The sequence below is a fragment of the Pseudomonas sp. LBUM1641 genome (assembly GCF_059716235.1).
Genome location: NZ_CP166815.1, coordinates 2,294,292 through 2,319,039 on the forward strand (window position 1 = coordinate 2,294,292; position 24,748 = coordinate 2,319,039).

A 24,748-nucleotide genomic window follows, 5' to 3' on the forward strand; every position below is an offset into this window, starting at 1 on the left:
AACCGTCTGGCAAATAGCCATGTCGAGTCTTGAGACCGGAGCTTGTCTCATATGCCCTTTGTTCGCCTCCCCACGCTGGAGCCCAAGGGCTTGGGGCTGTTACCATTCGCCCCTTGTTTCATTTTCAGTTTTATCGCCAATTCGAGACCCGCCATGACCACCGTCCGCACGCGCATCGCGCCATCGCCTACTGGGGATCCCCACGTAGGTACTGCTTACATCGCCTTGTTCAACTACTGCTTTGCCAAGCAGCATGGCGGTGAATTCATCCTGCGGATCGAAGACACCGATCAACTGCGCTCCACCCGTGAGTCGGAACAGCAGATTTTCGATGCCCTGCGCTGGTTGGGCATTACCTGGGCTGAAGGCCCGGATGTCGGCGGCCCCCACGGCCCGTATCGCCAGAGCGAGCGCAGCGACATCTACAAACAGTACACCCAGCAGTTGGTCGACATGGGCCACGCCTTCCCGTGCTTCTGCACCGCCGAAGAGCTGGACCAGATGCGCGCCGAGCAACAGGCCCGTGGCGAAACCCCGCGCTATGACGGCCGCGCGCTGCTGCTGTCGAAAGAAGAAGTGGCCCAGCGCCTGGCCGCCGGCGAGCCGCACGTTATCCGCATGAAGGTGCCGAGCGAAGGCGTGTGCGTGGTGCCGGACATGCTGCGCGGCGACGTCGAGATCCCGTGGGACCGCATGGACATGCAAGTGCTGATGAAGACCGACGGCCTGCCGACGTACTTCCTGGCCAACGTGGTCGATGACCACCTGATGGGCATCACCCACGTACTGCGTGGCGAAGAGTGGCTGCCATCGGCGCCGAAACTGATCCTGCTCTACGAGTACTTCGGCTGGGAACAACCGCAGCTGTGCTACATGCCGCTGCTGCGTAACCCGGACAAGAGCAAGCTGTCCAAGCGCAAGAACCCGACTTCGGTGACCTTCTACGAGCGTATGGGCTTCATGCCTGAGGCGATGCTCAACTATTTGGGCCGCATGGGCTGGTCGATGCCGGACGAGCGCGAGAAGTTCTCGTTGCAGGAAATGGTCGATAACTTCGACCTGTCCCGCGTGTCCCTGGGCGGGCCGATCTTCGACATCGAGAAACTGTCGTGGCTCAACGGCCAGTGGCTGCGTGACCTGCCGGTGGAAGAGTTCGCCAGCCGCTTGCAGCAATGGGCGTTGAACCCCGAGTACATGATGAAGATCGCGCCGCTGGTGCAGGGCAGGGTGGAGACGTTCAGCCAGGTCGCACCGTTGGCGAGCTTCTTCTTTGCCGGTGGCGTGAACCCGGACGTGAAGCTGTTTGAGTCGAAGAAACTCTCGGGTGACCAGGTTCGCCAGTTGATGCAGTTGATCCTGTGGAAGCTCGAAAGCCTGCGCCAGTGGGAGAAGGATGCAATCACCGCGACTATTCAGGCGGTGGTTGAATCCCTGGAATTGAAACTGCGCGATGCCATGCCGCTGATGTTTGCCGCGATCACCGGGCAGGCCAGTTCGGTGTCGGTCCTCGATGCGATGGAAATTCTGGGCCCGGACCTGACCCGTTTCCGTCTGCGCCAAGCCCTTGATTTGCTTGGTGGTGTGTCGAAGAAAGAAAACAAGGAATGGGAAAAGCTGCTGGGCGCTATCGCTTAAGTAAGCTGTTGTAACGGTCAAACCCCGGTTTTCCGGGGTTTGCTCGGTAAGTGATTGTTATCTCGGCAAAAAATTTTGGAAATTGTTGAAAATAAATTTGACACGTTTCAAATACGCCATTAAGATTCGCCCCGTCCTCACCGACGAGGGGCTATAGCTCAGCTGGGAGAGCGCTTGCATGGCATGCAAGAGGTCAACGGTTCGATCCCGTTTAGCTCCACCAATTTACAGGTTCAAGGTCTGGCCACACCGTCCTTGAATTCGATCAGGTCTCAGCGCTGATCAGTTGTATAGAAGGTTTGTGTCCCCTTCGTCTAGTGGCCTAGGACACCGCCCTTTCACGGCGGTAACAGGGGTTCGAGTCCCCTAGGGGACGCCAGTTTCAACAAGCAGCTCGAAAGGTCTGCTGCGCCGCGAGGCGAAAAATCCGGGGCTATAGCTCAGCTGGGAGAGCGCTTGCATGGCATGCAAGAGGTCAACGGTTCGATCCCGTTTAGCTCCACCAATTTACAGGTTCAAGGTCTGGCCACACCGTCCTTGAATTCGATCAGGTCTCAGCGCTGATCAGTTGTATAGAAGGTTTGTGTCCCCTTCGTCTAGTGGCCTAGGACACCGCCCTTTCACGGCGGTAACAGGGGTTCGAGTCCCCTAGGGGACGCCACGATTACCCGCTCTGCGGGATTTTTAAGGGTCATTCAATTATTGAATGGCCCTTTTGTTTGTCTGGCGTTTGGCCAATCCTCCTTCCTCTTCTCTAAATGTTCTTCTGACCAATGGTCATGCCTGTGGCTTGCGAAATATTATTATGGTAATAATATTCGAAGCATGAGATTCGGAGGCAACGATGAACGATAAAAAAGCGCAAACCCGCGAACGTATTCTGCAAGCTGCCGGCGCCGCCCTGGTGCAGCGTGGCCCGGCCGAGCCGAGTGTGGGCGAAGTGATGGGCGCGGCGGGGCTCACCGTCGGTGGTTTCTACGCGCACTTTGAAAGCAAGGATGCGTTGATGCTGGAGGCCTTCACCGCGTTGTTGGCCCGGCGTCGCGCGTCCATCGATGACATGGACTCGAACTTGACCGGTGAAGAGCGCCGCGCCCTGGTGGCAGCGTTCTACCTGTCGCGCAAGCACCGTGACTCCACCGCCCAGGCGTGCCCGATCCCGGCCACCGTGGGCGAGATGAGCCGCCTGCCGGACGAATTCCGCCAGGCCTTGAACGAGCATTGTGAGCTGATGGCTGCACAGTTGGCTGCCAGCCCGGAAGACACCGACAAGGCCCTGGCCGACATGGCGCTGATGATCGGCGGCCTGTCGCTGGCCCGCGCCTTGGGCCCGGGTGAGTTGTCGGACCGTGTGTTGCGTGCGGCCAAGTCCGCAGTGCGTTAAAAACGGCTTCTGGCCTGAGGAATGAGCGATGGGCACGTTGAAATGGATTCGTGGCGTCAATGGCACCTTGGGCCGGCTGGCGCCGCACACCGTTGCCAGCAAGATGCGTCGAGTATTCATGACGCCTCGCGATCTGCCGCCCCGTGACTGGGAGCTGCCGTTGCTGGCGCAGTCCGAGCGCATCACTTTGCGTTTCGGTCTGTCGGCGCTGAAGTGGGGCCAAGGCCCAGCAGTGTTGTTGATGCATGGCTGGGAAGGGCGCCCGACGCAGTTCGCCAGCTTGATCACGGCATTGGTGGAGGCGGGCTATTCGGTGGTTGCGCTGGATGGTCCGGCTCATGGCCGTTCGCCGGGGCGCGAAGCCCACGTGCTGCTGTTCGCCCGCGCCATGCTGGAAGCGGCTGCCGAGTTACCGCCGCTGCATGCCGTCGTCGGTCACTCCATGGGTGGCGCCAGCGCGATGCTCGCGGTGCAGTTGGGTTTGCGCACTGAGGCATTGGTGAGCATCGCCGCACCCTCGCGGTTTCTCGACGTGCTGCGTGGTTTTGCCGGCATGGTTGGTTTACCGGCCCGTGCGCGTTCGGCGTTTATCCAAGAGGTGGAGCTGACCATGGGAATGCCTCTCAGGCACCTCGACGTGGCTCATTATCAAATGAATATCCCGGGCCTGATCGTGCATGCCGAAGACGACACGTTCGTCTCGGTCAAAGCCTGCCAGGTCATCCACGACGCCTGGTTCGACAGCCGCCTGCTGCGCCTGGAGCAAGGCGGGCACCAGAAGGTGCTGGCAGATCCGCGCGTGATCGAAGGCGTACTGGCGCTGCTGGCCGGCCGCCACGTGCCAGAGCGCCAAACCGCCTGAACCATGGGTTACACTGCTCGCCGCCGACATTAATCGACTGGGAGCACCGCATGGGCTGGGATTTGGCAACGCCGTTTATCATCGATCTTCAGGTCGGTGCCGAAGACATCGACGGCCTGGGGCACGCCAACAACGCGGTGTACGTGTCCTGGCTGGAGCGTTGTGCCTGGCGCCATTCCCAGCGCTTGGGGCTGGACCTCACCGAGTACCGCCGGCTGGACCGTGCCATGGCCGTGGTGCGTCATGAGATTGATTACCTCGCCGCCGGCTACGAAGGCGACGAGCTGCAGTTGGCGACCTGGATCGTCGACTGGGACCAGCGCCTGAAAATGACCCGACGCTTCCAACTGGTACGCCCGCGTGACGGCGCCACCTTGCTGCGGGCGCAAACCACCTTTGTCTGCATCGAACTGTCCAGCGGCAAGCCCAAGCGCATGCCGTCGGAATTTCTTGAAGGTTACGGCCCTGCGCTGCAAGGCGAATTACCCTCCGGCGCCTGAAGCCCGTAAACTGCGCCACGTTTTTCGTTGAGTGTTTTCCATGCAAATTGCTTTGGCGCCCATGGAGGGGTTGGTCGACAACATCCTGCGGGACGTGCTGACCCGGGTCGGCGGTATTGATTGGTGCGTGACCGAGTTCATCCGGGTCAACGACCGCCTGCTGACGCCTGCCTATTTCCACAAACTTGCCCCTGAGTTGCTGCACGGTGCCAAGACCGCTGCCGGCGTGCCTCTGCGCGTGCAGTTACTCGGTTCAGACCCTGTGTGCCTGGCGGAAAACGCGGCCCTGGCGTGTGAGCTGGGCTCCCAGGTGGTTGACCTGAACTTCGGTTGCCCGGCCAAGACCGTCAACAAGTCACGGGGTGGGGCGGTGCTGCTCAAAGAGCCGGAACTGCTCAACCAGATCGTCGAGCACGTACGGCGTGCGGTGCCGGCCCACATTCCGGTCACTGCCAAGATGCGCCTGGGCTTCGACAGCCCGGACGGTGCCCTGGTGTGCGCCACGGCCCTGGCCGAAGGCGGCGCGGCGCATATCGTGGTGCACGCACGCACCAAGGTTGACGGCTACAAGCCGCCCGCGCATTGGGAGTGGATCCCGCGTGTGCAGGAGGTGGTGAAGGTGCCGGTGTTTGCCAACGGTGATATCTGGAGCGTTGAAGACTGGCGACGTTGCCGGGAAATCAGCGGCGTGGAAGACATCATGCTCGGCCGCGGCCTGGTGGCCCGTCCCGACCTGGCCCGGCAGATCGCTGCCGCACGTGCTGGCGAAGAAGTCGTGGAGATGACCTGGGCGCAGATGCAGCCGATGCTTCATGAGTTCTGGAGGCAATCGGTGGAGCAACTGACCGAGCGCCAGGCGCCTGGCCGTTTGAAGCAATGGTTGGCGATGCTGACCCGCAACTACCCCGAGGCGGTGGAGTTGTTCACGGCGATGCGCCGGGAAACGGACCTGGAGCAGGTCGGACGATTACTGGGAATACCGGATGCTGGCGCGCAGGCGTTGGCACTGAAAGATTAAGTTCATATATATAAGCATTTCAAGCCTGCATGAGAGGGCGCCGTTGGCGCCCTTTTTTGTGCTTGCGATAAAGTGTCTCATCGCCGGAGTACGCGGGCGAGCGGCAAGTTTTTAATCTTATGTTGTTTTTTTTATCCACCTTATATTTGCTTGATATGTGTTAGGTGGTGCGTATTTGCTACATGTTTTTACTGTTGGGGCTGACGTATTTTATTGGATTGGTTAGTTGGGTATGTGGGCGCGCCCGATAACATAAGTCTGGTTTGATTGTATGAGTGACTGATTTCATCGATTTGCCGATGGCGCTGAGTATTGCTCAATGTATCGGGTTCTGGGGGGCGGAAGTCGAGTAAGAACACGACATTTTCTGGAATGTCCATAGGATAACGTCCCGGTTTTAATTTTGATGTCCTTATGTGAGGGCTGATTATCGGAACTCGATGGCTGCAACCCCCACGAAAGTAGGGAGTGTGCATGACTCGTGTTTGTTTTCAGTTCAACATCAGATCAATTGATCCCCAGGCCAGTAACGGTGTTTGGGGTATCGCTTAATAAGGATTTATCAATGTCTAATTTGTCAGTTAATAACTTTCCGCGCTTGAATAATGATCTTCACTCGCCGGTGACGGATACACCAAAGCCGGTGGCTAACACTGCCAGCGATTCCCCTTCAAGTACGGACAGTAACTTGCTGAAGAACGGTACAACTGTTGCAAAAGACGGCACCGTGACCTTCAACAAGGACGCGCTTGAAAAGTTGTTTGAGATGTTTGAGTTTGCGTTCAAAGCGATACGCAACATGCTGTCGGGTCAGGGAGGCCTGCCCAGGCCGATGCCCGATGCAGCACCGCAGTCCAATAAATCCGAGCAGAGCGGCGATGCGTTGGCGAAGGTCAAGGCTGACAGCAATCCAGCGGTGCCGACCCCGGCAACCAACATCAAGCCGGATGTGAAACCAGCGGTTCAGGACCTTGCGCCCAAGGTTCAGGCGGACAGCAATCCAGCGGTGCCGACCTCGGCAACCAACATCAAGCCGGATGTGAAACCAGCGGTTCAGGACCTTGCGCCCAAGGTTCAGGCGGACAGCAATCCAGCGGTGCCGACCCCGGCAACCAACATCAAGCCGGATGTGAAACCAGCGGTTCAGGACCTTGCGCCCAAGGTTCAGGCGGACAGCAATCCAGCGGTGCCGACCCCGGCAACCAACGTCAAGCCGGGTGTCAACCCAGTAGTTCCGGCGCCGAGGCTTAACGTCGCGCCTGAAACGAATGCGTTATCAACGCGACACAGGATCGACCCTGGCTTCCGGCCGGACGCATTCCCGGACAATAGGGTGACTACCAATGTCACCGTTCAAGTTATGAACTGTCCCTGCCCTCATCCCGAGGTGCAGCCCGGGTCGCAAGACCGAAGGCCAGTAAAGCCCGGAGTTGATGACCAAGCGCCAGTTGTTCCTGACAGGCCAGTAACGCCAGTCGTTGATGACAAGACGCCAATCGCCCCCCAGCCTCCAGTAACGCCGGACGTGACGGCTCCAGGACCTGCCGAGGACGACTTTTCTGAGTTGTCCGGCAACAGCAGGAAACAGGCTTCCAACAACGATTGGCGCTTCAATCCAGGTCGTCGGATAAGCCGATAAAACGGCAACCTCTCAAGGTTTATCAAGGAAATTGCTTCCCGGTCGTCAAGACCGGGGGGCTTCTGGAAAAGGGGGATTTATGTCTTGTTTACCTATTAGTCAAAGGATGCAGGCAAGCACGGAGTATCAGCATCTGGACTCGTGTCCAGTACGGCCAAGGACGGTTTCGACGGACGAGATAAAAGTTGATGGGGGGGCTGTATCAGTATTCAGCAATAACGATCGAGGCGTGGGCGATGCAACAAACAACGGTCCAATGCTGGCGAAGTTGCTCGAAGTCTTTACGCAGTTCTTTGCCCAGTTGCAAAGTGTGCTGGCTGGCAAGGATCCGACGAACACGGTTCCGACCCCGGTAACACCGTTGCCACAGCCTCCGGTGATACCCCGTCCTGTTTCACCGCTTCCTGACCCGAATGCGCAGCCTCTTCGAGACCTGTCCAGCAAGCGCAATGGTGCGAAACCCGACAATGTCTGGAACGGTTTCCGCCAGGGCCCCGATGGTAACTGCGTGACGATTTCGGCGATCAAGGCGGCGATGATGAGGTTTGGGCAAAGCCCGACCGATATTTTCAAGTCTGTTCAAGCCATAGGTAATGACTACCGCGTGGAGATGCGGGACGGATACAAGCTGGACTTGAAAAAACATGAGCTGGACATGGCGATAAGGGGCTCAAAGTTTGTCCCGATGCGTGATCCCGGCATGCTCAAGGACGCGCACTTTCTGTTTGCCGTGAGCGCCAAGCGGGCGATGATGGAAAACAATGACGGAACTGCTGGGAGAAGTATTGAGGCCGCCATACACAGCCTTAACAATGGTGAAGATGAAAGAGGGGCGGGGGAAGGCTTTCAGCGGCTGGGATTGCGCAGGTACATGGCGACGGTATCGGTAGATGCCTTTCTTAAGGATAAGTCGTTGATAGGGATGGTCAACAGGAGTGCTCACTCAGTAGCGGTGGTTGATGGATGTGAGGAGTTATACGGCAAGAAAGGAGGGCCGCCGCGTAAGGGGGTGGCCATCGCATTAAAAAATGACGTTCTCGCAGGCTGACACCTGGATTCAGCATGTGGTGGTTTTTAGAGGGGTGTGACCATGAGTGTGTTGAACTCAGGTTTTGCGATGAACTTCGGTCTCAACGTTTTTCATGGATTGCAGGAAGCACAAGAAAGGCCGGCCGATATCGTCAATGCCTTCAGTTCTACCGAACGTAGATTTGCTGAGCACTTTGATACCAGTACTCATTCGGCGGTCATCAAAATGATGATGGTTACATTCGGTTCTCGCCCCGCCGATATGTTCAGCGAAGTCCGGCACGTCGGCGGCGGCTACGACATCACTCTGAAAGACGGCTACACGTTGCATCTTGCTGAACATGAGCTGCTCCGAACCACAGCCGCGTCGAGGTTCGACGGTAGCGATGCAGGCGCAATGGAAAATGCCAATTTTGCGTTGGCGGTCTTTATCAAACGCAAACAGTTGTCCAGCGCGGACAGCAGTATCAACAGCAACTTTGACGCGGCCTTGTCGACCTCTCTACAGGGAGAAACCACCTTTAATCTGCTCAAGGGCATGGGGATGAAGCGGTTTATGCAGCGTATACCTGCGCTGCAGCTCATCGGCAAGGACGCCGTTGGTGTAATGGAAACTCATGACTTTGGCGCCTCATTGATCCGTAACGGGGTGGCGCATCGGTTTGACCGTCAACACCGCCCCGACTGCCATTACGTCTATGTGTTGGACAACGCCGAGCAGGCGAGGCGCAACCCTGAGAAACCCTCCGGCATCCTGAATGGTTTTAATGCGGTTGAACCAAGGTTTGGCGAGTCGTTTGATGTCAGCAGCCACGCCGCCGTGATCAAGATGCTCATGCTGAGATTTGGCCAAAGCCCGGCGGATATGTTTGAGAAAGTCATCCCGGCAGAAGGAGGCTATGACATCACGATGAAAGACGGCTTCGCGATTCACCTTTCCGAACAGGAACTGAACCAGGCGAGCGACGCGTCCCGGTTTGCCGGACCTGACAGGCAGGCCCTGAACCAGGCCAACTTCATGTGGGCGGCCTACGTGAAGCGCAGGCAACTGACCCGTTTTGATCCCGCGCCGGACAAATCATTTGGCAGGGCTTTATCAAACGCCCTGAAAGGCGATACGCCCTACAGGGTCATGAAGGGGCTTGGGATGGTCGGTTTTTTGCGGCTCGTTCCCCCCGGCAAGATGATGGAGCAAGGCGCTGTCGCGGTAATCAATACCTTCGGCTATTCGGGCGCCTTAGTGCTGGATGGCGTCCAGCACAGTGTTGGAAAACCAGCTTCTGTCGCCAGGTCGTATGGCTACATGCTCGCCGAGGAGGTGCCTGCCGGATTACCGATTGATTCAATCCCCACGGTTTCTCCGACGTCCGATGTCCCGGTGGGGATCAAGCCCGCCAATATCTGGAGCGGATTTTATCAAGGGGTCGAGGGTAATTGCGTCACGGTATCCGCGATCAAGGCGGCGATGATGAAGTACGGTCAAAATCCCCGGGGCATCTATAAAAGCATCATCCCGACGCGCGAGGGTTATACCGTGACCATGCGCGACGCCTGTACGGTGCGCTTGACCTATGAGGAGCTGAAAAAAGCCCGGGAAGGCTCACACTTCAAGGGCGCTGACCCCGGGTTGCTGAAGGACGCGACGTTCTTGTACGCCGTCAGTGCCAAGCGGGCGCAAATGGAGAATCACGAGTTTCGCGCCGCCGCCGGTTTTGAAGCGGCCATGGGCACGCTCAATGATGGCGAGAGCCCCGGTGATGCGCTGCAGCGGCTGGGACTGTATGCCTTTACACGGCAGAGCAGCGTCCAGGAACTGGCCAGTGGCGTGGCCGGTACACTGGCAAACTTCGGGCACTCTGTAGCGGTTGTTGATGGCGTTTTTGATGATTACGGCGCCAAAACCTCACTGAAGACATCGGGCTGGATGCGTGACGATGGCATCGCACTAAAGTTGGTTTAACTGCAACGGCCCGGCCTGCACCAGCCGTTGCCGGAAACCCTCCATAGGCAGCGGCCGGCTGTGCAAATACCCCTGGTACAAATGACACCCAAGCCCCTGCAAGAACGCCAATTGTTCGGTCGTTTCCACACCTTCGGCAATCACCTCCAGGTTCAAGCTGCGGGCCATGGCCACAATCGCGCGGATGATTTCCGCGTCGTTGGGGTCATGGGTCGCATCGCGCACAAACGACTGGTCGATTTTCAGCGCATCCACGGGCAGGCGCTTGAGGTAGGTCAGTGACGAGTAGCCGGTGCCGAAATCATCCATCGCAAAGCTCACGCCGAGCTTTTTCAGGCGGCGCATCTTGCTGATGGTGTCGTCCAGATTCTGAATCACGATGCCTTCGGTGATTTCCAGTTTCAACAGCGTAAAAGGCAGTTGGTGGGTGCGCAGGCTGCGCTCCACCCGCTCGACAAAATCGTTCTGGCGAAACTGCCGTGGGCTGATGTTCACGCACAGGCTGAAATTCAGCGGGTCCACCAGGCCCTCGGCGATCAGTTGCGCGAAGGTCCCGCAGGCTTCATCGAGGATCCAGGTGCCGACTTCCAGAATCAGTCCGCTGTCTTCCAGCACCTTGATGAATTCAGCCGGCGATTGCGCGCCCAACTGCGGGTGCTGCCAGCGCACCAGGGCTTCGGCGCCGACGATCCTGTTACCCCGGGCATCCACTTGCGGTTGGTAGTGCACGCTGAATTCACCGCGGGACAGGGCCAGGCGCAGGTCGGTTTCCATACGCAGCCGCTCACTGGCGGTTTTCTGCATGCTGTTGTGGAACATCTGGATCGTGTTGCGTCCCGAATCCTTGGCCCGGTACAGCGCGATATCGGCGCGCTTGAGCAAGTCTGCCGGGGTCGAGCCGTGATCAGGGATCAGCGCCACGCCAATGCTCGGCGTGACTTGCAGGCGTTGGCCATCCAGAAACATCGGTTCGGATAACAGTTCGCGCAGGGTGTCGGCCAACTCCGAAACCTGGGCACTGACCTGCTGGCGCGAACCCTCCAGGCCACTGAGCAGGACTACAAATTCATCGCCTCCCAGGCGCGCCACGGTGTCTTCCATGCGCACGCTGGCTTCGAGGCGAGCGGTGACGATTTTCAGCACGGTGTCGCCCACCGGGTGGCCGAGGGAATCATTGATGTGCTTGAAGTGGTCCAGGTCGAGGAACAGCAGGGCGCCCCGCAGGTTATGGCGTTTGAGCAAGGCGATCTGCTGGCTCAGGCGGTCCATCAGCAGGGCGCGGTTGGGCAGGTTGGTCAGCGGGTCGTGATAGGCCAGGTGGCGAATCTGCGCCTGGGCGTTTTTCAGCAGGCTCACGTCCCGGGCGGTCAGCAGCAGGCACGGGGTTTCATTGAGGGTGATGGGTTCCACCGACACTTCAACCGCCAGTACTTCGCCGCGCTTGTTGTGCCAGAGCATTTCCAGGTGATGAATGCGGCCCTTGATCTGCAGCTCGGCCAATAACGCAGCGCGCTGGTTTTCGTCGGCCCAGATGCCGATCTGATACAGCGTCAGGCCGATCGCCTCTTCGGCGCGGTAGCCGGTCAAGCGGCAGAAACCGTCATTGACCTCGACATAGCGCCCGGTATCGCGTTCGGTGATCGATACCGCGTCGGGGCTGGAATGAAAGGCCTTGGCGAACTTCTCTTCGCTGGCCTTGAGCGCCGCTTCCGAGCGTTGCTGCTGGGTGATGTCCCGCAAGGTGGTGACGATGCAGGGTTGGTCGCTGACCTGGATCAGGCGGCTGGAGATCACGCAGTTAAGGGTTTGGCCGTTCTTGTGATGAACGGTGATTGCCACGTTGCTCAGGGATTGTTCGCGAATCACCTGCTCGATGCGTTGCAGGCGCCTGCTGGGTTCATCCCACAAGCCGATCTGTTCGGCGTTGTTGTTGAGCACCTCGGCGGCGGTCCAGCCGAAGGTCTGGGTGAAGGCCGGGTTGATCTCGATAAACTGGCCGGTCTCCAGGCGTGTCACGCAGATCGGGTCGGGGCTGGCGAGAAACAGGCTGGCGAACTTTTCTTCCGACGCGGTCAGGCGTTGTTCGCGTTCGACCTGGTCGGTGATGTCGAGCAGCGTGCCGGCCATGCGCAGGGGCACGCCCAAGTCATCGCGATACAGGCGGGCGCGGCTTTCCAGGTAGCGCGAACTGCCATCTTCCAGTTGCACGCGATAGGTCAGTTGGTAGTTGCCCGCCGGGCCTTCGCGCAGGGTCCGGTAGGCGTTGCGCATGCTCTCACGCTCTTCCTGAGGCATGCCTTCAAAAAACGCCTCGAAGGATTCGTGGAACGGCTGGGGTTCCAGCCCGTGCAATTGCGCGGCGCGGGCCGAGCCGTAGAGCATGCCGCTGGGAATGTGCCAGTCCCAGGTACCCAGTTGTGCCGAGTCGAGGGCCAGGTCCAGGCGTTCCTGGCTGTCCTTGAGGGCTTGCTCGGCGTTCTTGCGGTCGGTGGTGTCGAGGAAGGTGCTGATCAGGTAGTCCTCGCCGTCCAGCTCGACTTTCTGGGCGCTGAGGGTGCCATCGTGGATCTGCCCGTTGCTGGCGCGAAACTGCACCTCCATGGTGATGGGGGTGCTTTTGCGCTGGGTGGCCTTGATCAGCAGCGCGCGTTGTTCGGGGTGTACCCAGAGGCCCAGCTCCAGCGTGCTGCGGCCAATGGCATCGGCCAGTGGCCAGCCGAACAGGCTCTCGAAATACTGGTTGGCTTCGCTGATCAGGCCGTCCGCCTGGCGGGTCAGCAGGACCATCAGCGGGCACAAATGAAACAGGGTGGCGAAGCGCTTTTCCGAATGGCTGAGGGCGTGTTCGCGCTCGCGCTGGTGGGTGATTTCGCGGATCACTCCGATCATCCGCCGGCGACCGGCCTTGTCCGGCAGCAGGCTGCCGTTGATTTCCAGCCAGTGCAGGCTGCCATCGGGCCATTGAATACGGTGGTGCATGGCTTGGGCTGCGGGCTCGCCGGCCAGCACCGCATGAAAGGCCCGGACCACCTTGGCGCGGTCCTCGGGAGCCAGCAGGTCCAGGTATTCCAGGTCTTTAGGCAGTGGGTGGCGCGGGTCGAAGCCGAACAGTGCCTGGGTGCCTCGGGACCAGCTTATCCGGCCGGTATCGATTTCCCAGCTCCAGGCGCCCAGCCGGGCAGCGTTGAGCGCCGCCAGCAGTTGCGGCGCGCTGTCCCAGCTTTGCTCCGCCTCCTGTGGGTCCAGGGCGTAGATGCGAGGCAGAGGTGGCACGGAATTGACGGGGTTGCGCATTATCACAGGGCCTTGGCTCGATGGGCGTTCGGCGCGGGTTCATGGTCTACGGGCCACAGCGATTCATGCCTGATTCCCTGGCAGATCGACCTGTGCATCCAATAGGCTCATGAAAGCCCGCGCAGCGTTCGACAGCGTCCTTTCGGTGTGCACGATATAGCCTAGCTGGCGACTGAGCTGTATGCCCGGCAAAGCGATGCGTGCCACCTGATCATCGAGCATCGTGCGCGGCAATACGCTCCAGGCCAGGCCGATGGAGACCATCATCTTGATGGTTTCCAGGTAGTTGGTGCTCATGGCGATATTCGGCGTCAGGCCCTGGGCCTCGAACAGCCGCTGCACGATATGGTGGGTAAAGGTGTTGCCGCCGGGAAACACCGCCGGGTGCCGGGCGATGTCCGCCAGGTTGACGTTGCCGTTGCTGATCAGGCTGTGTTCCGGTGCCACCACGAAATCCAGCGGGTCGTCCCACACCGGGGTGGCGCGCACCAGTGTGTGGGGCTCCGGCGCGAGGGTGATGACCGCCACTTCGGCGCGGCCATGGAGGATTTCTTCGTAGGCCACTTCTGAATCGAGAAACTGAATATCCAGGGCGACGTTCGGGTATTCCCGGGTAAACGTTCGCAGTACGGGCGGCAGGCGATGCAGGCCGATGTGATGGCTGGTGGCCAGTGTCAGGCGCCCGCTGACTTCGCCGGTGAGGTTGGTCAGGGCGCGGCGGGTGTCGTCCAGCACGTTGAGAATCTGATAAGCCCGCGGCAGTAACGCTCTCCCGGCTTCGGTAAGGCCGACTTCACGCCCCAGCCGGTCGAACAGACGCACCTTTAATTGCTGCTCCAGGCCGGCGATGCGCTTGCTGATGGCGGGTTGGGTCAGGTGCAGGCGTTCGCCGGCACCGGAGAAGCTGCCAGTCTCGGCGATGGCAATAAAGGCATTGAGGTTGGCCAGGTCCATTGTGCTATTCCAGTTGGTAATCCAAAGCATAAAAAATATGAATTTGAGTTATTTAATGTAGCGCCATACCATCAGCCTCACAAGCCAAAGGGTTATTGAATCGTTCAAGGCCTGGGGCATAGAAACACCTGATGAGGACCGCGTGATGGCCGGCAAAACGCTTTACGACAAGCTTTGGGATTCCCATGAAGTGAAACGGCGCGATGATGGGTCGTCGCTGATCTACATCGACCGTCACATCATCCATGAAGTGACCTCGCCTCAAGCGTTCGAAGGCCTGCGACTGGCCGGGCGCAAGCCTTGGCGCGTCGACTCGATCATCGCCACCCCGGACCACAACGTGCCGACCACCCCGGAGCGTAAAGGCGGGATCGAAGCTATCGTCGACACCGTGTCGCGCCTCCAGGTGCAGACCCTCGATGATTACTGCGACGAATATGGCATCACAGAATTCAAGATGAATGACGTGCGTCAAGGCATCGTTCACGTGATCGGCCCGGAGCAGGGCGCCACCTTGCCCGGCATGACCGTGGTCTGCGGCGACTCCCACACCTCCACCCACGGGGCGTTTGGCGCGTTGGCGCACGGCATCGGCACTTCCGAGGTGGAGCACGTATTCGCCACCCAGTGCCTCGTTGCCAAGAAAATGAAGAACATGCTGGTGTCGGTGGAAGGTGAGTTGCCTTTCGGCGTCACTGCCAAAGACATCGTCCTGGCGGTGATCGGCAAGATCGGCACCGCCGGCGGTAACGGCCACGCCATCGAATTCGCCGGCAGCGCGATTCGCGACCTGTCCATCGAAGGCCGCATGACCATCTGCAACATGTCCATCGAAGCCGGTGCCCGTGTGGGCATGGTGGCGGCGGACGAAAAGACCATTGCCTACGTCAAGGGTCGCCCATTCGCACCGAGCGGTGCCGATTGGGACGCCGCTGTCGAAGCCTGGAAAGACCTGGTGTCCGATGCCGACGCGGTGTTCGACACCGTGGTCACCCTCGACGCCGCGCAGATCAAGCCGCAAGTCAGCTGGGGCACGTCGCCGGAAATGGTGTTGGCCGTTGATCAGAACGTGCCGGACCCGGCCAAGGAAACTGACCTGGTCAAACGCGGCTCCATCGAGCGCGCCTTGAAGTACATGGGCTTGAAAGCCAACCAGGCGATCACCGACATCCAGTTGGATCGCGTGTTTATCGGTTCCTGCACCAACTCGCGGATCGAAGACTTGCGCGCTGCGGCGGTGATCGCCAAGGGCCGCAAAGTCGCCTCGACCATCAAGCAGGCGATCGTGGTGCCAGGTTCGGGTCTGGTTAAAGCCCAGGCTGAAGCCGAAGGCCTCGACAAGATTTTCCTCGAAGCCGGTTTTGAATGGCGCGAGCCGGGCTGCTCGATGTGCCTGGCAATGAACCCGGACCGTTTGGAGTCGGGCGAGCATTGCGCGTCCACCTCCAACCGTAACTTCGAAGGGCGTCAGGGCGCCGGTGGCCGTACCCACCTCGTCAGCCCGGCCATGGCCGCTGCGGCTGCCGTCAACGGTCGTTTCATCGACGTTCGCGAATTGATCTGAGGAATACCCGATGAGAGCTTTTACCCAACACACCGGTTTAGTCGCGCCGTTGGACCGTGCCAACGTGGACACCGACCAGATCATTCCCAAGCAGTTCTTGAAGTCGATCAAACGCACCGGTTTTGGCCCGAACCTGTTCGACGAGTGGCGCTACCGGGACGTGGGCTACGCCTACCAGGACAACTCCAAGCGCCCGTTGAACAAGGATTTCGTGCTCAACGCCGAACGTTACCAAGGCGCCAGCGTGTTGTTGGCGCGGGAAAACTTCGGTTGCGGCTCCAGTCGTGAACACGCGCCGTGGGCCCTGGAAGAATATGGCTTTCGCAGCATCATCGCGCCGAGCTACGCCGACATCTTCTTCAACAACAGCTTCAAGAACGGCTTGCTGCCGATCATCTTGAGTGATGCCGAAGTGGATGAGTTGTTCCAGCAAGTGGAAGCCAATGTGGGCTACCAGTTGACCGTCGACCTGGCCGCGCAGACCGTGACCCGTCCGGACGGCAAGGTGTATCACTTTGAAGTGGACGCCTTCCGCAAACACTGCCTGATCAATGGCCTGGACGATATCGGCCTGACCTTGCAGGACGGTGATGCGATTGCAGCGTTTGAAGCCAGGCACCGGGCGAGCCAGCCTTGGTTGTTTCGCGATGCGTAACCCACTGTAGGAGCGAGCTTGCTCGCGAAAAACCTGAGATCGCCACGGGGTGTCAGATGCCCAGCGTCATCGTTGGCGACCTTCGCGAGCAAGTTCGCTCCTACAAAAAGCACAACAACGAGGAGCTTCCCATGACCAGCACCGCCCACACCCAAGTCGTGCAAAAACAATTCGGCGAACAGGCCTCGGCCTACCTGAGCAGTGCAGTTCACGCTCAAGGCACCGAATTCGCGCTACTCCAGGCCGAACTGGCCGGGCAGGGCGCTGCACGACTGCTGGACCTGGGTTGCGGCGCCGGTCATGTGAGTTTCAACGTTGCACCGTTGGTCAAAGAAGTGGTGGCGTACGACCTGTCCCAACAAATGCTCGACGTGGTCGCCGCCGCTGCCGTGGACCGTGGCCTGGACAACATCCGCACCGTGCACGGCGCCGCCGAGCGTCTGCCGTTCGCCGATGGCGAGTTCGACTTCGTGTTCAGCCGCTATTCGGCCCACCACTGGAGCGACCTCGGCCTGGCCCTGCGTGAAGTGCGCCGGGTGCTCAAGCCGGGCGGCGTGGCCGCGTTTGTGGACGTCTTGTCACCGGGCAGCCCGCTGTTGGACACTTACCTGCAAACCGTCGAAGTACTGCGCGACACCAGCCACGTGCGCGATTATTCCGCCGGCGAGTGGATGCACCAGCTCAGCGAAGCCGGTTTGCATGTGCGTAACAGCAGCCGCCAGCGCCTGCGCCTGGAATACACCTCGTGGGTTGAGCGCATGCGCACCCCAGAGGTATTGCGCGCCGCGATTCTTGAGTTGCAAAAGGCGATGGGCCAGGAAGTGCGCGATTATTTCGAGATTCAAGCCGACGGCACCTTCAGCACCGACGTGCTGGTGGTGTGGGCCGAACGCTGATTAATTTTTCCGACCTGCCCACGGGCGGGTCGCTTGATGAAATGAGGAACCCATGAGCAAGCAGATTCTGATTCTCCCTGGCGACGGCATTGGTCCGGAAATCATGGCCGAAGCGGTCAAGGTCCTGGAAGTGGCCAACGCCAAGTACAGCCTGGGCTTCGAACTGAGCCACGACGTGATCGGCGGCGCGGCCATCGACAAGCACGGCGTGCCCCTGGCCGACGAGACCCTGGACCGTGCGCGCGCAGCCGACGCCGTGCTGCTGGGCGCCGTGGGTGGCCCGAAATGGGACAAGATCGAGCGTGACATCCGCCCAGAGCGCGGCCTGCTGAAGATCCGTGCGCAACTGGGCCTGTTCGGCAACCTGCGCCCGGCGATCCTTTACCCGCAGTTGGCGGACGCTTCCAGCCTGAAGCCGGAAATCGTCGCGGGCCTGGACATCCTGATCGTCCGCGAACTGACCGGCGGTATCTACTTCGGCTCGCCACGGGGCGTGCGCACGCTTCCGAATGGCGAGCGTCAGGCCTACGACACTCTGCCGTACAGCGAGAGTGAAATCCGCCGCATTGCCCGTGTCGGCTTCGACATGGCGCGTGTGCGTGGCAAAAAGGTCTGCTCGGTGGACAAGGCCAACGTCTTGGCGTCCAGCCAGCTGTGGCGTGAAATTGTCGAGGAAGTCGCCAAGGACTACCCGGACGTCGAGCTGAGCCACATGTATGTCGACAACGCCGCGATGCAACTGGTGCGTGCACCCAAGCAGTTCGACGTGATCGTCACCGACAACCTGTTCGGCGACATCCTGTCCGACCAGGCCTCGATGCTCACCGGTTCCATCGGCATGCTGCCGTCGGCATCCCTGGATGCCAACAACAAAGGCATGTACGAGCCGTGCCACGGTTCGGCGCCGGACATCGCGGGGCAGGGCATTGCCAACCCGTTGGCGACCATTCTGTCGGTGTCGATGATGCTGCGTTACAGCTTCAACCTGACCGACGCGGCGGATGCCATCGAGAAGGCTGTGAGCCTGGTGCTGGACCAAGGCCTGCGCACCGGCGACATCTGGTCCCAGGGTTGCACCAAGGTCGGTACGCAAGAAATGGGCGACGCAGTAGTCGCCGCGCTGCGGAATCTGTAATCTCTCGGGCCCGCTTGCAGATGTTGCTGCAAGGCGGCCCACTTTTGAACAAGGTGTAGTTGCGATGAAACGTGTAGGTCTGATCGGTTGGCGCGGTATGGTCGGTTCCGTGCTCATGCAGCGGATGCTGGAAGAGCAGGATTTCGATCTGATTGAGCCGGTGTTTTTCACCACTTCCAATGTGGGTGGTCAAGGGCCGTCTGTGGGCAAGGACATTGCGCCGCTCAAAGACGCCTACAACATTGAAGAACTGAAGACCCTCGACGTCATTCTGACCTGCCAGGGTGGCGACTACACCAGCGAAGTCTTCCCCAAACTGCGCGAAGCCGGCTGGCAGGGCTACTGGATCGACGCCGCTTCCAGCCTGCGCATGCAGGATGACGCGGTCATCGTCCTGGACCCGGTCAACCGCAAGGTGATCGACCAGCAACTGGACGCAGGCACCAAGAACTACATCGGCGGCAACTGCACCGTCAGCCTGATGCTGATGGGCCTGGGCGGCTTGTTCGAAGCCGGCCTGGTGGAGTGGATGAGCGCCATGACCTATCAGGCGGCCTCCGGTGCCGGCGCGCAGAACATGCGTGAGCTGATCAAGCAAATGGGCGCGACCCACGCTGCGGTGGCCGATCAACTGGCTGACCCGGCCAGCGCGATCCTCGACATCGATCGCCGTGTAGCCGAAGCCATGCGCAGTGAAGCCTACCCGACCGAGAACTTCGGCGTGCCATTGGCCGGTAGCCTGATCCCGTGGATCGACAAGGAACTGCCTAACGGCCAGAGCCGTGAAGAGTGGAAGGCCCAGGCCGAGACCAACAAGATCCTTGGTCGCTTCAAGAGCCCGATCCCGGTGGACGGTATCTGCGTGCGCATCGGCGCCATGCGTTGCCACAGCCAGGCGCTGACCATCAAGCTGAACAAAGACGTACCGATCGCCGATATCGAAGGGCTGATCAGCCAGCACAACCCTTGGGTCAAGCTGGTGCCGAACAACCGCGATATCAGCATCCAGGAACTGAGCCCGAACAAGGTGACCGGTACCCTGAATGTGCCGGTTGGCCGTCTGCGCAAGCTGAATATGGGTACTCAGTACCTGGGCGCGTTCACCGTTGGCGACCAACTGCTGTGGGGCGCGGCTGAGCCGTTGCGTCGCATGCTGCGGATCTTGCTGGAGCGGTAATCGCTGCTTGTTATAAGAAACCCGCGTACTGGTGACAGGCGCGGGTTTTTTATTGCGCGCTCGGGCCTCTTCGCGAGCAAGCCCGCTCCCACCTTGGATCGAATTTCAACTGAAGAAACTCGGTCCAATGTGGGAGCGGGCTTGCTCGCGAAGAGGCCATCAGCCACACCACAACCCCCAGGTTAATTGCCTCACCCCCAACCACCCGGTAAAGTGCCGCTCCCCCCGCAATGCCCGAGGCAGCCCCCATGACCCAGACCTTTGATATTGCCGTGATCGGCGCCACCGGCACCGTTGGCGAAACCCTGGTGCAGATCCTCGAAGAGCAGGACTTCCCGGTAGGCAACCTGCACCTGCTGGCCAGCAGCGAGTCGGCCGGGCATTCGGTGCCGTTTCGTGGCAAGAACGTGCGGGTACGGGAAGTCGATGAGTTTGATTTCAGCAAAGTCCAGTTGGTGTTCTTCGCCGCCGGCCCTGCGGTCACCTTGAGTTTCGCCCCGCGCGCCACCGCCGCCGGTTGCACGCTGATCGACCTGTCCGGCGCCTTGCCGGCCGATCAGGCGCCGCAAGTGGTTCCGGAAGCCAATGCCCACGTCCTGGATGGCCTGAAAAAGCCGTACCAAGTCAGCAGCCCAAGCCCGTCGGCCACCGCCCTGGCCGTGGTGCTGGCGCCACTGCGCGGCTTGCTGGATATCCAGCGCGTCAGCGTCACGGCCAATCTCGCCGTTTCCGCCCAGGGTCGGGAAGCGGTCAGCGAACTCGCCCGGCAGACCGCCGAGTTGCTGAACGTGCGCCCGTTGGAGCCAAAATTCTTCGATCGGCAGATGGCCTTCAACCTGCTGGCCCAGGTCGGCAAGCCTGACGCCCAAGGCCACACCGCCCTGGAAAAGCGCCTGGTGCACGAATTGCGCGCGGTGCTGGAAATGCCTTTGCTAAAGATTTCCGCAACCTGCGTTCAAGCCCCGGTGTTTTTTGGCGATAGCCTGACTGTGTCACTGCAATTGGGGGCAGCGGTCGATCTTGCCGCCGTCAACCTTGCCCTGGACTCGGCGCCGGGTGTCGAGCGGGTGGAAGAGGGCGATTACCCCACGGCGGTTGGCGATGCGGTCGGTCAGGACGTGGTCTACGTTGGCCGGGTGCGTGCCGGTGTCGATGACCCGGCGGAACTAAATGTGTGGCTGACGTCAGATAACGTACGCAAAGGCGCCGCACTTAACGCCGTACAGCTGGCGCAGTTGTTGATAAAAGGCCTTGTGTAAAAGATACTTGGCGGCAATTTGTAGATTGATTCTAGCCAAGCGCTATGCTTGGCCCCAAGCTGGAAAGATTGCGCGTCGGTGACCTATCGGCTCGCCATGCCTTATGGCAGCGGTTACCACCCTTCTCGCAGGCCGGGGAGTGTTCAAAAAGGATGAGGCTATGGTTCAAGTTCGCAAACTGGTGTTAGCAATAGCGGCCGCCTCGGCGCTGTCCTCCGGTATGGCGCAAGCACTGCAACTTGGGGAGATGACTCTCAAGTCGAAGCTGAACCAGCCGCTGTCGGTGGAGATCGAGCTGCTCGACGTCGGTGGCCTGACCGCCTCCGAGATCACCCCCAGCCTCGCTTCGTCCCAGGCCTTCGTGGATGCGGGCGTTGATCGCCAGGCTTTCCTGAATGACCTGACCTTCACCCCGGTGGTCAACCCGAACGGCCGCAGTGTTGTGCGTGTCACCTCCAGCCAGCCGTTGCCTGATTCCTATGTGCGTTTCCTGCTGCAGGTGCAATGGCCCAACGGCCGCCTGATGCGCGACTACAGCGTGTTGCTGGACCCGGCCAAGTTCGACCAGTCGACTCCGACGGCCGGCGCGCCTGCACCTGCACCGCGCCTGACGTCGCCTGTGACGTCGGCTCCGGCAGTCACCAAGCCTAAGGAACACACCACGACTTCCCACGACACCTTGTGGGAAGTCGCCGCGAAGAATCGCAATGGTGCCTCGGTGCAGCAAACCATGCTGGCCATTCAGGCACTGAACCCTGATGCCTTTGTCGGCGGCAACATCAACCGCATGAAAACCGGACACGTCCTGCGCCTGCCGGATGTGGGGCAGAGCACCAGCCTGCCGCAGCCTCAGGCGGTTGCTGAAGTGACTGCGCAAAATGCAGCGTGGCGCGAGGGGCGTCGCGGCGCCAATCAGCCCGCCGGCAAGGCGCAACTCGACGCCACCAAGCGTACCCAGGCCGGTAACGCACCTGCGCAGACCAATACCAAGGACAACTTGAGCCTGGTTTCCGCCGAAGCCGCCAAAAAAGGCGTAAAGGGCGGAGCTGGCGACAGTCGGGCCCTGAACAACAAGCTGGCGGTGACCCAGGAAAGCCTGGATTCGACCCGTCGCGAGAATGAAGAACTGAAAAGCCGCATGGCTGACCTGCAAAGTCAGCTGGACAAACTGCAGCGGCTGATCGAGCTCAAGAACAATCAATTGGCCAAGTTGCAGACCCCAGGTGGCGCTGCGGCGCAGCCTGCTGCCACGGCTGCGATGCCGGCTGAAGTGGCTGCACAACCGGTCGCGCCGGTTGCGGCAACCCCGGCGGCTGCTCCCGCGGCTGCGCCGGTCGAGACGCCGGTCAAGGCTGACGCGGTGCCTGCTACCACCGAAGGTAAATTCAACGACCTGCTGACCAACCCGATTGTGCTCGGCGTGATCGGCGGCGCGGCGGGTTTGCTGGTGCTGTTGCTTCTGCTGCTGTGGGCGCGTCATCGCAATGCGCGCCTTGAAGAAGAAAAGCACCTGCGCATGGCGCGGGCCCTGGCTGAAGAGCCGGAATTTGCGCCGAACATTGATCACGATCTGCCATCCGACAGTTTCGAAGGCCTTGATGTGCCGCCGCCGAACGTCAAGCTGGCTCCAGCTCCAGCTCCAGCTCCGGCAGCAGTGGTTGCTCCGGTGATTGCACCGGTTGTCGCTCCTGTTGCTGCTGAGCGCCCGGCCGACGCCCTGGCTCAAGCCCAGTCGCACATCGACCGTGGCCACCTGAACCAGGCCGCTGAAGTACTGGAAGATGCGATCAAGCAAGAGCCTGCCCGCAGCGACCTGCGCCTCAAGCTGATGGAAGTCCACGGTTTGCAGGGCAACAAGGACGGGTTTGTCACCCAGGAGCGCCAATTGGTCGCCAATGGCGACAACCATGCCCAGGTTGAACAGCTGAAAAGTCGCTTCCCGGCCATGGCCGTGCTCGCGGCCGGCGTCAGCGCTGCCGTTGCTGCGGCTGCCCTCGACGCCCAATACGTCAAGGACCTGCTCAAGGACGAACCCGCGCCGCCTGCTCCTGCGCCGGAACCTGACGCGTTTGATACCGACTTCGACCTGAGCCTGGACGATCTGGAAGCCGCTTCCCCGGCCGTGGTCAAGCCAGCGTCGGACGACCTGAGCTTTGAGTCGGTGCTGCAACAGCAGACCGAGGCCAAGGCCAGCGAGGAAGACCTCTCGGACTTCGACCTGGACCTGCAGCTCGACCCGCCATCGTCGACCCAGTCCGACGACGAGTTCCTCTCCGGTCTCGAAGACCAGATGAAGGGCCAGCCACCGGTAGAGCCGCCGACCCTGACACCAGCCGACCTGGACGACCTCGAGCTGCCGGAAGATTTCGACCTGTCCCTGGCCGACGAGCCCGAGTCGCCTGCAGCGACCAAGCCCGATGCATTCGCCTCGGAGCTTGACGACGTCAATGCCGAGCTGGATCGCCTGTCGCAAAGCCTGGAGCATCCGCCGATCGAGCCGTCCTTCACCGAAGCAGACGCGGCATTGGGTGGCGACGAGCCGGAATTCGACTTCCTCTCCGGTACCGATGAAGTGGCGACCAAGCTTGACCTGGCCCAGGCCTACATCGACATGGGCGATGCCGACGGCGCGCGCGATATCCTCGCCGAAGTGCTCAAGGAGGGCGATGACGGTCAAAAAGGCGAAGCCAAGGAAATGCTCAGCCGGCTGGCTTGACCCCTTCCCCCCTGTAGGAGCGAGCTTGCTCGCGAAGAACTCCCAGGCACCGCGTTCATCCAGGATGGGCGCGTTATCGTTAACGACCTTCGCGAGCAAGCTCGCTCCTACAAAAAGCCCCAAGCTCGGCGCGCGGCCTTATAATGGCCTCCTTTGCGCAACTCATCAGGCTCTCAGTTCTTGGCAAATATAGATAACGCGGCCGCCGAAATGGCGGCCGCAGGCTTTTTCAGAATCGCCCTGGGCGTGGAATACAAAGGCTCACGCTATCGCGGCTGGCAGCGCCAGGCCTCCGGCGTGCCGACGGTGCAGGAAACCCTGGAGAAGGCCCTGTCGAAAGTCGCCGACTCACCGGTGTCGCTGATGTGTGCCGGGCGAACCGACGCCGGCGTGCATGCCTGCGGGCAAGTGGTGCACTTCGATACCCAGGCCGAGCGCTCGATGAAGGCGTGGGTGATGGGCGCCAATATCAACTTGCCCCACGACGTCAGCGTCAGTTGGGCCAAGGTGATGCCGGCGGATTTTCATGCGCGCTTCAAGGCCATTGCCCGGCGTTATCGCTATGTGATCTACAACGATCAGATCCGCCCGGCCCATCTCAACGAAGAAATTACCTGGAACCACCGCCCCCTGGACGCCGAGCGCATGGCTGAGGCCGCCCAGCATCTGGTGGGTATCCATGATTTCAGCGCGTTTCGTGCCGGCCAGTGCCAGGCCAAGTCTCCGATCAAGGAAGTCCATCATCTGCGGGTGACGCGCCACGGCAAGATGATCGTGCTGGATATTCGCGCCGGCGCCTTCCTGCACCATATGGTGCGCAATATCGCCGGGGTGCTGATGACCATCGGTACCGGCGAGCGTCCGGTGGAGTGGGCCAAGGAAGTGCTGGAAAGCCGGATTCGTCGCACCGGCGGCGTCACGGCGCATCCGTTCGGCCTGTACCTGGTGGATGTGGAGTACCGCGACGAGTTCGAACTGCCGCAGCGGTTCATCGGGCCACACTTCCTCACAGGTTTCAGCGAACTTGGCGGCTGACGCCCTCAAAAGCATTTGTTACCATCCGGGACTTTC

The 24,748-nt window shown here is 60.4% G+C and carries 18 protein-coding genes, 4 tRNA genes and 1 pseudogene; 20 read left to right on the plus strand and 3 right to left on the minus strand.

Features of this window, described 5'->3' with window-relative positions; genetic code table 11:
• The first annotated feature begins 153 nt into the window (after positions 1-153).
• The 12 genes from gltX (at position 154) to ACA046_RS10605 (ending at position 10,027) form a co-directional block, all read left to right on the plus strand.
• Positions 154-1,635 carry a glutamate--tRNA ligase gene (gltX, locus tag ACA046_RS10550; protein WP_459027541.1) on the plus strand — a complete coding sequence of 494 codons (1,482 nt, stop codon included), beginning with the start codon at positions 154-156 and terminating at the stop codon, positions 1,633-1,635.
• 147 nt (positions 1,636-1,782) lie between these two features.
• Positions 1,783-1,858, plus strand: a tRNA-Ala gene (locus ACA046_RS10555).
• An 80-nt stretch (positions 1,859-1,938) separates the two neighbouring features.
• Positions 1,939-2,014, plus strand: a tRNA-Glu gene (locus tag ACA046_RS10560).
• A 50-nt stretch (positions 2,015-2,064) separates the two neighbouring features.
• Positions 2,065-2,140: transfer RNA gene (locus tag ACA046_RS10565), tRNA-Ala, on the plus strand.
• Between the two features lie 80 nt (positions 2,141-2,220).
• Positions 2,221-2,296: transfer RNA gene (locus ACA046_RS10570), tRNA-Glu, on the plus strand.
• Positions 2,297-2,479: 183 nt separating this feature from the next.
• Positions 2,480-3,019 carry a TetR/AcrR family transcriptional regulator gene (locus ACA046_RS10575; protein ID WP_459027543.1) on the plus strand — a complete coding sequence of 180 codons (540 nt, stop codon included), beginning with the start codon at positions 2,480-2,482 and terminating at the stop codon, positions 3,017-3,019.
• A 28-nt stretch (positions 3,020-3,047) separates the two neighbouring features.
• Positions 3,048-3,881, plus strand: a complete 834-nt coding sequence (locus ACA046_RS10580; protein ID WP_459027545.1) for an alpha/beta hydrolase — start codon at positions 3,048-3,050, stop codon at positions 3,879-3,881.
• A 50-nt stretch (positions 3,882-3,931) separates the two neighbouring features.
• Positions 3,932-4,381, plus strand: a complete 450-nt coding sequence (locus ACA046_RS10585) for an acyl-CoA thioesterase (protein ID WP_017478790.1) — start codon at positions 3,932-3,934, stop codon at positions 4,379-4,381.
• Between the two features lie 40 nt (positions 4,382-4,421).
• Positions 4,422-5,399, plus strand: a complete 978-nt coding sequence (locus ACA046_RS10590) for a tRNA dihydrouridine synthase (RefSeq protein ID WP_167662432.1) — start codon at positions 4,422-4,424, stop codon at positions 5,397-5,399.
• A 481-nt stretch (positions 5,400-5,880) separates the two neighbouring features.
• Entirely contained in the window at positions 5,881-7,038 is a 1,158-nt protein-coding gene (locus tag ACA046_RS10595; protein WP_497676436.1) for an adhesin, read from the plus strand.
• A gap of 229 nt (positions 7,039-7,267) precedes the next feature.
• Complete coding sequence (locus ACA046_RS10600; protein ID WP_459027552.1) at positions 7,268-8,086, plus strand: hypothetical protein; 819 nt, start codon at positions 7,268-7,270, stop codon at positions 8,084-8,086.
• A 42-nt stretch (positions 8,087-8,128) separates the two neighbouring features.
• The gene (locus ACA046_RS10605; RefSeq protein ID WP_497676437.1) at positions 8,129-10,027 is read left to right on the plus strand and encodes a hypothetical protein; all 1,899 of its coding nucleotides are present in this window, start codon (positions 8,129-8,131) and stop codon (positions 10,025-10,027) included.
• Here ACA046_RS10605 and ACA046_RS10610 read toward each other — a convergent pair.
• A complete protein-coding gene (locus ACA046_RS10610; RefSeq protein ID WP_497676438.1) occupies positions 10,013-13,321 on the minus strand; it encodes an EAL domain-containing protein in 3,309 nt (1,102 codons plus the stop codon). The two genes, ACA046_RS10605 and ACA046_RS10610, sit on opposite strands and share 15 nt — an antisense overlap.
• Positions 13,322-13,384: 63 nt before the next feature.
• On the minus strand, positions 13,385-14,275 hold the full coding sequence (locus ACA046_RS10615; protein WP_076014707.1) for a LysR family transcriptional regulator: 891 nt from the start codon (positions 14,273-14,275) through the stop codon (positions 13,385-13,387).
• Positions 14,276-14,420: 145 nt separating this feature from the next.
• On the opposite strand from ACA046_RS10615, the gene leuC reads away from it, so the two are divergent.
• Positions 14,421-15,839, plus strand: coding sequence for a 3-isopropylmalate dehydratase large subunit (gene leuC / locus ACA046_RS10620; RefSeq protein WP_076014706.1), 1,419 nt, complete (start codon positions 14,421-14,423; stop codon positions 15,837-15,839).
• A 10-nt stretch (positions 15,840-15,849) separates the two neighbouring features.
• The gene (gene leuD / locus ACA046_RS10625) at positions 15,850-16,494 is read left to right on the plus strand and encodes a 3-isopropylmalate dehydratase small subunit (protein WP_497676439.1); all 645 of its coding nucleotides are present in this window, start codon (positions 15,850-15,852) and stop codon (positions 16,492-16,494) included.
• 2 nt (positions 16,495-16,496) lie between these two features.
• Here leuD and ACA046_RS10630 read toward each other — a convergent pair.
• Positions 16,497-16,586, minus strand: a pseudogene (locus ACA046_RS10630) (outer membrane lipoprotein carrier protein LolA); the annotation flags it as partial.
• 39 nt (positions 16,587-16,625) lie between these two features.
• On the opposite strand from ACA046_RS10630, the gene ACA046_RS10635 reads away from it, so the two are divergent.
• From ACA046_RS10635 to truA, 6 genes are all read left to right on the plus strand, one after another.
• Positions 16,626-17,390: a class I SAM-dependent methyltransferase gene (locus ACA046_RS10635; RefSeq protein WP_318301608.1), complete on the plus strand. Its 765-nt coding sequence runs from the start codon at positions 16,626-16,628 to the stop codon at positions 17,388-17,390.
• Positions 17,391-17,442: 52 nt separating this feature from the next.
• The gene (gene leuB / locus ACA046_RS10640) at positions 17,443-18,525 is read left to right on the plus strand and encodes a 3-isopropylmalate dehydrogenase (protein WP_497676440.1); all 1,083 of its coding nucleotides are present in this window, start codon (positions 17,443-17,445) and stop codon (positions 18,523-18,525) included.
• A 64-nt stretch (positions 18,526-18,589) separates the two neighbouring features.
• Positions 18,590-19,702 (plus strand): aspartate-semialdehyde dehydrogenase, encoded by a 1,113-nt coding sequence (asd, locus tag ACA046_RS10645; RefSeq protein WP_010175747.1) that lies wholly within the window; start codon positions 18,590-18,592, stop codon positions 19,700-19,702.
• Between the two features lie 248 nt (positions 19,703-19,950).
• Positions 19,951-20,961: an aspartate-semialdehyde dehydrogenase gene (locus ACA046_RS10650; RefSeq protein WP_459027560.1), complete on the plus strand. Its 1,011-nt coding sequence runs from the start codon at positions 19,951-19,953 to the stop codon at positions 20,959-20,961.
• A 160-nt stretch (positions 20,962-21,121) separates the two neighbouring features.
• The gene (locus ACA046_RS10655; RefSeq protein WP_497676441.1) at positions 21,122-23,677 is read left to right on the plus strand and encodes a FimV/HubP family polar landmark protein; all 2,556 of its coding nucleotides are present in this window, start codon (positions 21,122-21,124) and stop codon (positions 23,675-23,677) included.
• 210 nt (positions 23,678-23,887) lie between these two features.
• The gene (gene truA / locus ACA046_RS10660) at positions 23,888-24,712 is read left to right on the plus strand and encodes a tRNA pseudouridine(38-40) synthase TruA (protein ID WP_017478802.1); all 825 of its coding nucleotides are present in this window, start codon (positions 23,888-23,890) and stop codon (positions 24,710-24,712) included.
• Positions 24,713-24,748 lie beyond the last annotated feature (36 nt).